Annotated in this window: 12 protein-coding genes; 4 read left to right on the forward strand and 8 right to left on the reverse strand. The window is 71.8% G+C overall.

Annotated elements, in window-relative coordinates; all coding sequences use genetic code 11:
• Positions 1–81 precede the first annotated feature (81 nt).
• The 3 genes from AB0N03_RS06195 to AB0N03_RS06205 all read left to right on the forward strand — a co-directional run bounded on the left by AB0N03_RS06195 (position 82) and on the right by AB0N03_RS06205 (position 3,488).
• Positions 82–984, forward strand: a complete 903-nt coding sequence (locus AB0N03_RS06195; protein ID WP_364366195.1) for a LysR family transcriptional regulator — start codon at positions 82–84, stop codon at positions 982–984.
• Between the two features lie 192 nt (positions 985–1,176).
• Positions 1,177–2,361 carry a cytochrome P450 gene (locus AB0N03_RS06200; protein ID WP_364366197.1) on the forward strand — a complete coding sequence of 395 codons (1,185 nt, stop codon included), beginning with the start codon at positions 1,177–1,179 and terminating at the stop codon, positions 2,359–2,361.
• Positions 2,362–2,408: 47 nt separating this feature from the next.
• Positions 2,409–3,488, forward strand: coding sequence for a GDSL-type esterase/lipase family protein (locus AB0N03_RS06205; RefSeq protein WP_364366199.1), 1,080 nt, complete (start codon positions 2,409–2,411; stop codon positions 3,486–3,488).
• 93 nt (positions 3,489–3,581) lie between these two features.
• Here AB0N03_RS06205 and AB0N03_RS06210 read toward each other — a convergent pair whose 3' ends face one another.
• The 4 genes from AB0N03_RS06210 to AB0N03_RS06225 are packed head-to-tail and all read right to left on the reverse strand — an operon-like array spanning position 3,582 to position 5,733.
• Positions 3,582–3,881, reverse strand: coding sequence for a hypothetical protein (locus tag AB0N03_RS06210; RefSeq protein WP_247023286.1), 300 nt, complete (start codon positions 3,879–3,881; stop codon positions 3,582–3,584).
• Positions 3,868–4,092: a hypothetical protein gene (locus tag AB0N03_RS06215; RefSeq protein WP_364366201.1), complete on the reverse strand. Its 225-nt coding sequence runs from the start codon at positions 4,090–4,092 to the stop codon at positions 3,868–3,870. The genes AB0N03_RS06210 and AB0N03_RS06215 overlap by 14 nt, the downstream gene beginning before the upstream one ends.
• A 46-nt stretch (positions 4,093–4,138) precedes the next feature.
• Positions 4,139–4,594 (reverse strand): Lrp/AsnC family transcriptional regulator, encoded by a 456-nt coding sequence (locus AB0N03_RS06220; protein WP_247023285.1) that lies wholly within the window; start codon positions 4,592–4,594, stop codon positions 4,139–4,141.
• Positions 4,591–5,733 carry a Xaa-Pro peptidase family protein gene (locus tag AB0N03_RS06225; RefSeq protein WP_364366203.1) on the reverse strand — a complete coding sequence of 381 codons (1,143 nt, stop codon included), beginning with the start codon at positions 5,731–5,733 and terminating at the stop codon, positions 4,591–4,593. Before AB0N03_RS06225 ends, AB0N03_RS06220 begins: the two co-directional genes overlap by 4 nt.
• Before the next feature lie 152 nt (positions 5,734–5,885).
• Between AB0N03_RS06225 and AB0N03_RS06230 the strand changes: the two genes are divergently transcribed.
• Positions 5,886–6,833 (forward strand): 5'-3' exonuclease, encoded by a 948-nt coding sequence (locus AB0N03_RS06230; protein ID WP_364366204.1) that lies wholly within the window; start codon positions 5,886–5,888, stop codon positions 6,831–6,833.
• Here the strand turns inward: AB0N03_RS06230 and AB0N03_RS06235 are convergent.
• The 4 genes from AB0N03_RS06235 to AB0N03_RS06250 form a co-directional block, all read right to left on the reverse strand.
• Positions 6,830–8,047 carry a GNAT family N-acetyltransferase gene (locus tag AB0N03_RS06235; protein WP_364366206.1) on the reverse strand — a complete coding sequence of 406 codons (1,218 nt, stop codon included), beginning with the start codon at positions 8,045–8,047 and terminating at the stop codon, positions 6,830–6,832. The genes AB0N03_RS06230 and AB0N03_RS06235 overlap by 4 nt on opposite strands.
• Before the next feature lie 66 nt (positions 8,048–8,113).
• Positions 8,114–9,316: a GNAT family N-acetyltransferase gene (locus tag AB0N03_RS06240; protein ID WP_364366207.1), complete on the reverse strand. Its 1,203-nt coding sequence runs from the start codon at positions 9,314–9,316 to the stop codon at positions 8,114–8,116.
• Positions 9,317–9,388: 72 nt separating this feature from the next.
• On the reverse strand, positions 9,389–10,162 hold the full coding sequence (locus tag AB0N03_RS06245) for a DUF4333 domain-containing protein (RefSeq protein ID WP_364366208.1): 774 nt from the start codon (positions 10,160–10,162) through the stop codon (positions 9,389–9,391).
• A gap of 148 nt (positions 10,163–10,310) precedes the next feature.
• A complete protein-coding gene (locus AB0N03_RS06250) occupies positions 10,311–13,091 on the reverse strand; it encodes a DEAD/DEAH box helicase (RefSeq protein ID WP_364366295.1) in 2,781 nt (926 codons plus the stop codon).
• Positions 13,092–13,218: the final 127 nt, after the last annotated feature.

Raw genomic sequence — 13,218 nt, forward strand, 5'->3', positions numbered from 1 at the left:
TGGTGTCCTCCCCGCCATCCTGCGGACGATCACCACCGCGCCGCCAACACCGATCTCCTGCCGGGGCTACAGTCCGAGCCTGTGACCCCCGAGCTGCGACAGCTTCGCTACTTCGTCGCCGTCGCCGACGAAACCAGCTTTACCCGCGCCGCCACCGGCCTGCACATCGCGCAACAGTCGCTCTCGCAACAGATCACCGTCCTCGAGCGAAGCCTCGGCGCCCGGCTGTTCGACCGCGACGCCCGCGGCACCCGCCTCACCGCCGTCGGACAGCTCTTCCTCCCGGAAGCGCGTGCCGTCCTGGCCCGCGCCGACGAAGCCGTCGCGACGCTCGGCCGGGCCGTGCGCGGCGAGATCGGCACCGTACGGCTCGCGTTCCTCACCACGACGGCGAACTACCTGCTGCCCCCGATCGTCCGCGCCGTCCGCGAACGGTTCCCCGACCTCGAGGTGACGACGGCCGAAGCGGCCATCGCCGAACTCGTCGACGGCCTGCGCCAACGCCGGTTCGACCTCGCGTTCACCCGGCCCCCGCTGGTCACCGGCCTCGCCTCACGCACGTTGCTGACCGAGGAGGTGTGCGCCGTCCTCCCCACCGGCCACCCGCTCGCCGGGCGCGCGTCGCTGAAGCTGGCGGACCTGGCGGGGGAACCGTGGGTCCTGACGCCGCGCACCAGCTGGGAACCCTGGCACCACAGCTACGACGCCGACTTCGCCGCCGCCGGCTTCACCCCGCGAGTCGTCCAGCGGGCCGCCACCGTGCAAGGACTGCTGGGCCTCGTCGCCGCCGGGGTCGGCGTCACGCGGCTGACCCGCTCGTCACACAGCCTCCGACGCAGCGGGGTCGCCTTCGTGCCACTGCAAGACGACGTGGCCCGGACCGAACTGGTGTGGCTGCCCGGCCACGACAACCCGGCGATCCCGGTCATCGCGGACGTCGCCGCCGAACTGGCGGCCACCACCGACCTCACCGAAGCGGGATAGCGCGTCCGGAATCAGGCGGGTTGCCCGCTCTCGCCGGATTGACATCCAAAGTTGATCGACAAGCCCATTTCGTTGACGAATATCGTCACCTTTTCTTGTTGACGTCCAACCGGTAACGCCAATAGCCTGTTCAATGCCAACAAGTAATTCTCTTCTTTCCGACGAAATCGATTTCAGCAAAGGAGTCGCGGGATGAGCTCGCCCGAAGTCCGCCCACCGTCCCTGGAAGACGGCGGAGCCGCGCTGTTCGCGTGGGTCGACGAGATGCGCGAGAACCACCCGGTCATCGCCGATGACGACGACACCTGGCACGTATTCCGCCACGCCGACGTCCGCCGTATTTTCACCGACCACCAGACATTCTCCTCCGACCCCGGATTACTGCTCCCGGACACCGCCGAAGCCGTCCGCGGCAATATGGCGGCCGTCGACCCACCGGTTCACCACCGGCTGCGGAAACTCGTCAGCAAAGCCTTCACCCCCAAAGTCGTGGCCGACCTCGAACCACGGATCGTGACCGCCACCGGCACCCTCATCACCGAAATGGCCGAACGCGACGACCCCGACCTCATCCGCGACCTCGCCTACGCCCTACCCGTCGCCGTCATCGGCGACCTCATCGGCATCCCACCCGAAGACCGCACCCTCTACCGCGGCTGGGCCGACGCCCTGCTCGCCGGCGGCGGCCCCCAGGAAGACGGCACCTCCCTCACCGACGTCATGGACGCCTACCTGTCCGCCCTGCTCGCCCAGCGACGACGCAATCCCGAAGACGACCTCTTCAGCGCCCTCGCCCACGCCGAAGTCGACGGCGAACGCCTCGCCGACCACGAAGTCCTCAACTTCGCCTCGCTGCTGCTGGCCGCCGGGCACATCACCACCACCATGATGCTCGGCAACACCGTGCTGTCCCTGCACGAGTACCCCGACGCCGCCGCCGCGGTCCGCCGCGACCACGGCCTCATACCCAGCCTCCTCGACGAAGTCACCCGCCACCGGCCCCCGATCATGCGCCTGCTGCGGATCAGCACCACCGACGTCGAACTCGGCGGCGTCACCATCCCCGCCAAGTCGATGGTCACCCCCTGGGTCCTCGGCGCCAACCGCGACCCACGCCACCACACCCGCGCAGCCGAGTTCGACCCCCGCCCCCGCAAGGAAACCAACCTCGCCTTCGGCGGCGGCGTCCACTTCTGCCTCGGCGCACCCCTCGCGAGGCTCGAAGGCCGGGTCGTGTTCGAACAACTGCTGGACCGCTTCGCCGACATCCGCGTCCGCGACGGCGTCCAGATCGGCTACCCCTCACCGATGATCTTCGGCGTCCGGGAACTGCCCGTCGAACTGGTCCCCCGCCGGGCCATCGCCCGCTCGGCGTGACCGGTGACGCACCCCCACCCGATCACCGATCCGTAGACTCGACGACGATGCGACGTCTCAAGTGGTACTGGGGGGCCCTGGTCCTCGCCTGCGTGGCCCTGCTGGCCGGCTTCTTCGTCTTCTTCGGCTCCGAAAGCAAAAACGGGCAACCCCAGCCGCGACAGGGCCCACCCGGCACCGGACCGCTCACCGTCGTCGCGATGGGCGACAGCACCGTCTCCGGCGAAGGCGCCGGCCAGTACACCGCCACCACCAACGGCCAAGGCGGCAACTGGTGCCACCGCTCCCCCAACGCCTTCGTCGACAAGATCACCGCCCCCGGCATCACCGCCCACGTCAACCTCGGCTGCTCCGGCGCGCCCGCCGAACAGGTCGCACTCGGCGACGTCAAGCAGTGGACCGAACCTTCCCAGGCGCAGCAGCTGGCCGCGCTGGTCAAGGACCACCGCGTCGCCGCCGTCGTGATCGCGGTCGGCGCGAACGACGAGCCGAAGTTCTCCAACCAGGTCACCGACTGCTTCAAGGCGTGGTTCAACGTCGGCGGCCCGCCGTGCAGCACCGCGCTCAAGCAGACCTGGCAGTCCAAAGTGGACGCCATGGTGCCGAAGGTCACCACCGCCGTCTCGGACGTGAAGAAGGTGCTGGCTTCCGCCGGGTACGTCCCGGCCGACTACCAGCTGATCCTGCAGTCCTACGCCGCCCCGATCGGACCCGACCTCCCCGAAGACCTGCGCAGCCTCAACGGCTGCCCCTTCCGCGTCGAAGACCTGCAGTGGATCTCCCAGACCGGGATTGGGATGCTGTCGGCGGGTCTGAAGACGGCCGCCCAGCAGACCGGCGCGCGGTTCCTGGACCTGGCGAAGGCCGGCGCGAAACACGAAGCGTGCAGCGGCGGCGCCAACCCGGCGACGGAGTGGTTCACCCGCCTGACCCTGCAGCTGGCGGACCTCGGTCAAGCCGAGCGCGCGGGCCACGCGCTGCAGGAGTCGTTCCACCCCAACGCGGCCGGCCACGCGGCGATCGCGAACTGCCTCACGGAGTTCCTCACGGCCCGCGACGGCAACGCGTCCTGCCTGGCGGGCGCGGACGGAAAGCTGCACGCGGCCCCGGAGGTCGTGGCCCGCTGACCTCTCGTTTCCGAGCAGGTTTGAGTGGTCACGGGTGTACTTGCCGGATCATTGGTTCTTCAAATCTGCCGAGTGGTATAGGCCGTTATACACTCAAAGGTCGAGGGCGGCTCGCAGGGCGATGTCGATGCGTTCTTGGACGTCCAGGTCGATCTCGGCGATGCGCTCGTCGAACCACGGGCGGTAGAGCCGGGTCAGGTTGAGCGTCGACACCCAGTATCGGGCGTCGATCGCCACGCCGAGGATGTCCTGTGGGTCGCGTTCGAGCAGTTCGGTGCCGAGCAGCCAGGGGCGCTCGGACTCGTTCACCCCGTCCGAGGACAGCAGCACCACGGTGCGTTGCCGGGCCGGTTCGGTCGGGGGGTGGTACGTCCAGACTTCACCCCTGCGCACGCAGATCCTTCTCCGCCGCGGTGCGCTCGGCCTCGTCCGATTCCGCGAAGACCGGCTCCGGCTTCCGCGGGATGTAGCCCGTGCGAACCGCCTCGCGCCGGGCTGCCTTCGACAGCCAGGACGAGACCGAAATCCCGTGTGCTTTCGCGGCGCGTTCGGCGAATTCCAGGGCGCCGCTGTCCAGCGAAAGAGTGACCTTACGTGTTGCCATACCTTTTACCGTACCAGTGCCCCGGTCGCCGGGCGGGGCACTGGCGTCAGAACGTCGGCGAACGTCCCTCGAACGGCGTAGAGAGCACCACCGTGGTCCTCGTCGACACCTTCGCGGCCTCGCGGATCCGCCGCAGCAGGTCCTCCAGGGCCAGCGGCGACTGGACGCGCACCAGCAGGATGTAGGACTCGTCGCCGGCCACGGAGTAGCACGACTCGATCTCCTTGATGTGCTGGATCCGCTGCGGGTAGTCGTCCGGCGCCCCCGGGTCGTTGGGCGTCAGCGAGATCAGCGCCGTCAGGGGCAGGCCGATCTGCTCGCCGTCGAGCCGCGCGGTGTAGCCGAGGATGACCCCGCGCTGCTCGAGGCGGCGCACCCGCTGGTGCACCGCCGACACCGACAGCCCGACCCGCTCGGCGAGGTCGGTGAAGCTGCGCCGCCCGTCGGCCGCGAGCTCCTGGACGATCGACTGGTCCAGCGGCTCCAGGCCGCCGACGGTCATGCGTTCAGCACGACGAGCTCGTGCGGCTGGTTGTTGACCGATTCGACGCCATCTTCCGTGACGATCACGATGTCTTCGATGCGGGCGCCCCAGCGTCCCGGCTGGTAGATGCCCGGCTCGACGCTGAAGGCCATGCCCGGCTCCAGCGGCAGCGCGTTGCCGGCGATGATGTACGGCTCCTCGTGCACGTCCAGGCCGATGCCGTGGCCGGTGCGGTGGATGAAGTACTCGCCGAAACCGGCTTCGGCGATGACGTCGCGCGCGGCCGCGTCGACCGCCTCCGCCGTGACACCCGGCTTGACCGCGGCCACCGCGGCGGCCTGGGCGCGCTGCAGCACCGCGTACGTCTCGGCGACGTCGGCGTCGCGCGGCTCCCCCACCGCGTAGGTGCGGGTGGAGTCGGAGTTGTAGCCGGCCGGCAGCGGGCCGCCGATGTCGACGACCACGACGTCACCCCGCTCGATGACGCGGTCGGAGACGTCGTGGTGCGGGCTCGCGCCGTTCGGGCCGGACCCGACGATCACGAAGTCGGCCTGGACGTGGCCCTCCTCGACGATGGCCGCGGCGATGTCGGCGCCGACCTCCGCCTCGGTACGGCCGGGGCGCAGCCACTCGTGGACCCGGGCGTGCACGCGGTCGATGGCCGCGCCGGCGTCCCGCAGCGACGCGATTTCCGCGGCGTCCTTGCGCATCCGCAGCTCCCGCACCACCGGGCCGGCCAGCGTCTGCTCGGCCTCGCGCAGCGCGGCCCGCAGCGCCAGGACGTGCAGGGCCGGGGTGAAGTCGCTGACCGCGACGCGGCCGGGCTTGCCGAGCCGGTCCGCGACCAGCTTGTACGGGTCGTCGCCGTCCACCCAGGTGAGCAGCTCGACGCCGAGTTCGCCGGTCGGCACGTCGGCGTAGCCGGGCGCCTCCAGCTTCGGCACGACCAGCGCGGGCGTGCCGTCGGCCGGGACGACCAGCGTGGTGAGGCGCTCGAACGAGCCGCCGGCCTGGCCGATGAGGTAGCGCAGGTCGGAGCCGGGCGCGATCAGCAGGGCGTCGGTGTCCGCGGCGGCCGCGGCGGAACGGGCGCGGTCCAGGCGGGCGCGCAGCGCGGCGGCGTCGGGGGCGGGCGTGTGGAGGGAACGGCGCGACATGAGAGCGAGCCTAGTAGGGCGGGCGGGGTGGTCCGCCCGCCCGGGCCCACGACATGCCGGGCCGGGTGACCCGGCTCCCCCCGCGTCCACCGCCCGTCCGGGAAGCGCGTGGCTTGCCCCCGGGGACCCGCCGGGCGTGGCAGGCTGTGCGGGTGACCGGACCCCTTGCCCTGCTCGACTCCGCGAGCCTGTACTTCCGTTCGTTCTTCGCCCTGCCCGACTCGATGCGCGCCGCCGACGGGACGCAGGTCAACGCCGTGCGCGGGTTCGCCGACACGATCGCGCGGATCCTCACCGACCGGCACCCGGCCCGGCTGGTGTGCTGCCTCGACGCGGACTGGCGGCCGAAGTTCCGCACCGACCTGCTGCCGAGCTACAAGGCGCACCGGGTGGCCGAGGAGACCGGCGCCGCGAGCCCCGACGTCGAAGAGGTGCCCGACACGCTCACCCCGCAGGTCCCGATCATCCTGGACCTGCTGGAAGCGTTCGGGTTCGCCACGGCGGAGGCGGCCGGCTACGAAGCCGACGACGTCATCGGCGCACTGGCCACCCGCGAGAAGAAGGACCCGGTCGAGGTCATCACCGGCGACCGGGACCTGTTCCAGCTCGTGCGCACCGAACCGACCCCGGCGTCGGTGATCTACGTCGGCAAGGGCTGGGCCAAGGCCGAGGTGCTCGGCCCGGCCGAGATCGCCGAGCGCTACAGCCTCCCCCGCGAGACCGCCGGCCCGGCCTACGCGGACATGTCCATGATGCGCGGCGACCCGTCCGACGGGCTCCCCGGCGTCGCCGGCATCGGCGAGAAGACCGCGGCCAAGCTCATCACGCAGTTCGGCTCGCTCGACGCGCTCCTGAAGGCCTCGGCCGCGAGCGACCCCCGCGTCCCGCTCAAGACGCGCCTGCGGCTCGCCGACGCCGCCGGCTACCTGGCCGTCGCGCCGACCGTGGTCCGGGTCGCCGTCGACGCGCCGGTGGAGCAGTCCCGCCCCGACACCGTGCCGGCGACGCCCGCCGACCCGGACCGCGTCGCCGAGCTGGCCGAGCGGTGGAACCTCGGCAACTCGGTCGAGCGGCTGCTCAAGGCCCTGCCCGGCGCTTAGAAGTACGTGCCGCACCACGGTGCGGCGATCGTGGTGAACAGCTCGTCGGCGCTCGCGACGGCACCCGGGTTCCGGACCTCGATGCGACCGGCCTGCGCCAGCGCCGTCGCGCTCCACTGGCCGAGGTAGAGCATGCCGAGGGTGTCGGCGTCGAGGGCCAGGTCCGCGGCCGCGTCCGTCCGGCGGGCTCCGTCCGCGGTGACCTCGTAGTGCCCGGTGTTGGCCGGGAGCCGGCCGTCGGTCACCGCGAGCACGACCGGGTCGGCCGCCCGGTACGTGCGGGCGGCCAGCGCCGTGGCGACGTCGACGAGCCGCAGCCACAGGTCGTCCTCGACGTCGGTGGTGCGGGCGTCGCGGTGGTCGGCCAGCATCGCGGCCAGCGGCTCGTCGACCGGGCGGTAGCGGGAGCGCACCCCGGAGACGAGGTCGATCGACAGCAGGAACCGCCACAGCGCGGCGTGGGCCACCGGGTCCGCGGTCTGCAGCTCCCGGACCTTCAGCACGGCCCCTTCGTCGGGCGAGTCCAGCGTGCGGCGGTCCACGGTGTCGTACACGACGTACCCGTCGTCGCCGCCGGGTCCACTGTGGACGGCGACGACGTGGCTGCCGGCCGGTCCGGTGAGGCGGTCGTGCGCGATCGGCCACCACTCGGCGGGCCGGCCGATCATCCCGGCCCGGTGCAGCCCGATCCGGTGGTACAACCCCGGAATCTCCTTCACGGCCTCCTCGGGCGTGAGCATCCGGACGTCCCCGCCCACCGGCACGCGCTCGTGGAGCCGGGCCGCGGGCCTCGGCAGCCACACCGTCTTGCCCAGCGTCGCCGAGCCGTAGCCGAACCGGCCGTAGATGGTGGGTTCGCTGGCGTGCAGCGCGGCCAAGGGGATTCCGCGCGCGGCGAAGTCCGCCAGCTGGGTCGCCATCATCGCGGTGAGGACCCCGCGGCGGGTGCGGTCGGCGCGGACACCGACGCCGTCGACCGCCCCGAGCGGCAGGACAGCGCCGCCGGGTACCGCGATCTCGGTGTCGTAGGAGCTGGCGATCCCGATCGGGGTGTCGCCGTCGAACGCGCCGAACTTGTGCGCCGCGGGCCAGGAATCGCCGTACTGGGCCCAGGACTCGTCACTGATCCGGTTGGTGTGCAGCGAACGGCCCAGCAGGTCCATCGTGGCGCGGCGCTCGGCCTCGGCCACCGGGCGGACGTCGAAGTCGGTCATGCCGCCGATCCTGCCGTCCGGCCCCGGCCGCGGCATCTCCATTTCCCCGCCGGGTCACCCGGCGGCTCAGAAGTGCGTGCCGCTCCACGACGCCACCCGCGTCCCGAAGAGCACGTCGGCGTTCGCCGGGGCGGCCGGGTCACGGACCTCGATCCGGCCCGCACCGGCCAGCGCGGACGCCCGCCACGTCCCGAAGTAGAGCATCGCGAGAGTCGTGACGTCGAGCCGCAGCGCCGCCGGCTCACCGGTGCGCTCGGCACCGTCGGGGGTGATCCGGTACGCGCCCGAGTTTGCGGGCAGCAACGGGTCGGTGACCTCGACGACGACCGACGCGGCGGTCCCGTACTCGCGGGCGGCCAACGCCGCCGGGACATCGACGAGCCGGACCCAGTGCTCGTCGCCCACCCGCTCGACGGCGCTGAGGCGGTGGTCGTCGAGGATCAGCTCGATCGGCTCGTCGAGCGGACGGGCCTCCGCGACGATCCGGTCGACCAGGTCGATCCCCAGCAGGAACCGCCACAGCCCGGCGAACGCCGCCGGCGTGCCGGTGAACATGTCCACCAGCTCCAGGCTCTTCGTCCACGGGTGCACCTGCAGGCCACTGACGAAGTAGGTCGCGAAACCGTCCGGCCCGTCCGGGCCGTGGTGCACGGCGGCCTTGACCGGCTGGGGGTTGCGGCGCGCCTGGTTCTCGTAGAGCCGCCACAGCACCTCCGGGCGGGACATCATCCCGGACCGCCCCGCCAGGCGCTCGTAGACACCGGGACAGACCCGGATGGCCTCGTCCAGCTCGAGCAGCCGGATCTCCCCCGTCGCCGGCACGTCCGGACGCAGCCGCGCGCGGTGCCGCTCGACGCTGTACGTGCGGTACCGCAGGGCCAGCCCGTAGCCGAACCGGCCGTAGATCGGCGCCTCCGAGGCGAGCAGGCTCGCCAGCACGACCCCGCGCGCGGCGAAGTCCGCCAGCTGCGTGGTCATCAACGCCCGCAGCACGCCCCGCCGGGTCCGGTCCGCCCGGACCCCGACGCCGGTCACGCCGGCCATCGGCAGCCGCGCACCACCCGGGACCGTCATCTCCGCGTCGAACGAGCGCGCGGTGCCGATGAGCTCCGGCTCGAACGCCCCGATCGTCCCGCCGGGCTGGAACGCGCGGACCGCGCGCTCCCAGTCGGCGTCGTCGCTCGGCGGCACGTGCAGGCTCGCGCGGAACAGGTTGCTCGCCCCGCGGAGCTCGTCGTCGGTCAGCGTCCGGATCTCGAAGTCGCTCATCCCCGGATCATCTCCGGAAACGACGAAGTCCGGCCACCGCAATTCCGCGGCGGCCGGACCTCGTGCCCACAGCTACTTCGTGGCGGGCGGCGAAACCTCGTAGTTGCCGCCGTCACCCTTCACCGTGATCGGGATCTGCTGCGGCTTGCCCGCGATGGTCGCGGTGCACTCGAACTTCGCCCCGTCCTCGACCTTCTGCTCGGCCGGGCAGGTGACACCGGTGACGCCGTCGATCTTGTAGGTCTCGGTCAGCAGCTTCTGCACGTCGGTCTGCATCTGGGTGTTGTTGAAGACCTGCGTCTTGAAGAACCCGGGCGCCACGAACCCGAGGACGCCGACCACGGCCACCACCACGACCAGCACGATGATGCCGATCAGCAGGCCCTTCTTCGACTTCGCGGGCTGCTCCCCCTCCGGCGCGCCTTGGCCGGGGAACTGCTGCTGCCCGTAGTCGTACTGGCCGCCCTGCGGCGGCTGCTGCTGGCCGTACTGCGGCTGCTGCTGAGGCCCGCTCGGCGGGTAACCCCCGCCGGGCTGCTGCCCGTACCCCGGCTGGGCCTGCGGGCCGCTCTGCGGGTAACCCCCGCCCGGCTGCTGGCCGTAAGGCGGCGGCTGCTGCCCCCACTGCGGCTGCTGCGGCGGCGTGTACCCGCCGGGCTGCTGGCCGTAGGGCGGCTGCTGCTGGGGCGGTTGCTGCTGACCCCACTGCTGCTGGTTCGGGTCGTACGAAGGCGGCTGCTGGCCCCACTGCGGCTGCTCCTGCGGGCCGCTCGGCGGGTACGCGCCGCCCGGCTGCTGCCCGTACTGGGGCTGCTGTGGGTCGTTGCCGCCATACGGCGTGCTCATCTTCTGCCTCCGCCTGCTTCGCTCATCTAGCTGTCCACCCCGAAACCGCCGTAGTGTCGCGTACACACGGTCTTGCAGGCGATCCAACCACAGGTCGGAGCCGAGCACACGTGTCCACGCCTACCGGCGAGCAGGCCTAACACGGAGTTCACGCGGCACCCGCGGCGACGACGCCCCGCCGCAGCGCCTTCACCGCCTCGGCCGCCGCCGCGCCCACCGGATCGCCCTTGCCGAGCACATCGCGGATCTGGTCGAGCAGGTCGATGACCTGACGCGACCAGCGCACGAAGTCACCCGCCGACAGCTCCTGCCCGTTGGCCTCGGCCGCCGTGAGCACCTTCTCCAGCGACTCGCCACGCGCCCAGCGGTAGACCGGCCACGCGAACCCCGCGTCGGGCTCCCGGGTGCGGTCGAGCCGGTGCCGCCGCTCGTCCTCGGTGAGGTCCACCCACAGCTTCACCGTCTCTTCCCACGCCTCGGGCACCGCCCCACCGGGCAGCCGCGGCTCCCCCGCGGTGTCCCGGCGCGCCTCGAAGACCAGCGTCGAAACGACCGCGGCCAGCTCGGCCGGCCCGAGCTTGCGCCACACGCCGTGCCGGATGCACTCGGCGGCCAGCAGGTCGGACTCGCTGTAGAGCCGGGTCAGCCGCCGGCCGTGCTCGGTGACGCGGTCCTCGCCGTCACCCGCCGAAGCCGGCCCCAAATAGCCGCGCTCACCCAGGAGCGCCAGGATCCGGTCGAACGCCCGCGCCAGAGAGTGCGTCGTCGCGGCGACCTTCCGCTCCAGCTGCTGGGTTTCCGACGTCAGCCGCTCGTACCGCTCGACCCAGCGCAGGTTCGCCTCCCGCTCGGCCAGCCCGTGGCACGGATGCGCGCGCAGGGCCCGCTGCAGCGCCGCCAGCTCGCCGTCTTCGTTCGCGCCGGACCGCCGCCGTTGCCTGCCAGGCAACGAAATCCCGGCGTCGCGCAACGCCGAGGCGATGTCCCGGCGGCTCTTGGGCGAGCGCAGCTCGATGTGCTTGGGCAGCTTGATGTGCCCCAGCGCCTCCACCGGAGCCGGGAAGTCGGCCACCGACAACGGCCCCGACCACCGATCCTCGGTCACCACGACCGGGCGCGGCTCGCGGATCGGGTCCAGTCCCGGGTCGACGACCACGGCCAGCCCCGCCCGCCGGCCCGCCGGCACCGCGATCACGTCACCCTTCCGCAGCTTCTCCAGCGACTCGGCCGTCCCGGCGCGGCGCACCGCCGTGTTCTGCCGCGACAACGCCTTCTCCCGCGCCGAAAGCTTCGCGCGCAGCTCGACGTACTCGAGCATCTCGGCGAAGTCCCCGGTCACCGCGGCCGTGTAGCCCTTGAGCGCTTCCTTGTTCCGCTCGATCCGCCGCGCCGTGCCGACCACCGACCGGTCGGCCTGGAACTGGGCGAACGACTGCTCCAGCAGCTCACGGGCCTCGGCCGCGCCGACGCGGGCGACCAGGTTCACGGCCATGTTGTAGCCGGGCCGGAACGACGACCGCAGCGGGTAGGTCCGCGTCGAGGCGAGCCCCGCGACCTGCTTCGGATCGACTCCCGGCTGCCACGCCACGACGGCGTGGCCTTCGACGTCGATGCCCCGCCGCCCGGCCCGCCCGGTGAGCTGGGTGTACTCCCCCGGCGTCAGCTCGACGTGCGCCTCGCCGTTGTACTTGACCAGCCGTTCCAGCACCACGGTCCGGGCCGGCATGTTGATGCCCAGGGCCAGGGTCTCCGTGGCGAACACGGCCTTCACCAGGCCCCGGACGAACAGCTCCTCGACCGTTTCCTTGAACGCCGGCAGCAGCCCGGCGTGGTGACCGGCGATCCCGCGTTCGAGGGCCTCCCGCCACTCCCAGTACCCGAGCACCCCCAGGTCGCCCTCGGGCAGGCCCGACGTCCGCTCCTCGATGATCCGGCGGATCTCGTCCACCTCGTCCGGCCCGTTGAGCCGCAGCCCCGACCGGACGCACTGCGCGACCGCGGCGTCACAACCGGCGCGCGAGAAGATGAACACGATCGCCGGCAGCAGCCCGGCCCGATCCAGCTGCTCGACGACCTCGACCCGCGACGGCGGCCGGAACCGCGGCATCCGCGACTGGGGACCCCGGCGCCCGCGCGGCCCGCCGCGGAAGCCGGCGGGCGCGTACTGGCGGCCGATTTCCTCGGTGCGGCGCAGCAGGGTCGGGTTGATCCGCAGCTCCGCCCCCGGGGCGTGGACGTCCTCACCGGCGAACAGGTCGAGCAGCCGGTTCCCGACGAGCATGTGCTGCCAGAGCGGCACCGGCCGGTGCTCGTCGACGACGACGGTCGTGTCCCCGCGGACCTCGACCAGCCACTCGCCGAACTCCTCGGCGTTGCTGACCGTGGCCGACAGCCCGACCACGCGGACGTGCTCCGGCAGGTGCAGGATCACCTCTTCCCACACCGCCCCGCGGAAGCGGTCGGCCAGGTAGTGGACCTCGTCCATCACCACGTACCCGAGATCGGTGATCGTCGACGAACCGGCGTAGAGCATGTTGCGCAGCACCTCGGTGGTCATCACGACCACCTGCGCGTTGCCGTTGATCGAGGTGTCGCCGGTGAGCAGGCCGACCGCGTCCGCGCCGTACCGGGCGACGAGATCGCCGTACTTCTGGTTCGACAGCGCTTTGATGGGCGTCGTGTAGAAGCACTTGCGGCCCTCGGCCAGCGCGAGGTGCACGGCGAACTCGCCGACGACGGTCTTCCCCGCCCCGGTCGGCGCGCACACGAGCACGCCGTGACCGCCCTCGAGGGCCTCGCACCCGCGGATCTGGAACTGGTCGAACTCGAAGGACGCTTCCGCGGCGAAGCGCGTCAGCTGGGGGTACTTCCCTCGGCGCGAAGCGGCCGCATAGGCCTCGGCCGGGGACTGAGAAGGGCTACTGGCCACCTCGTCAGGGTTCCACATGCCTCCGACAGTTCGCACGCGGCGTGACGGTCCACGGTCGTTGCTTCTTTTTTGATAGGGCACCGCTGCGAGTAATCACCACGATCGGCCGCCGTATAGGTCGTTATAC

Source organism: Amycolatopsis sp. NPDC051061, assembly GCF_040682935.1.
Classification (GTDB): Bacteria; Actinomycetota; Actinomycetes; order Mycobacteriales; family Pseudonocardiaceae; genus Amycolatopsis.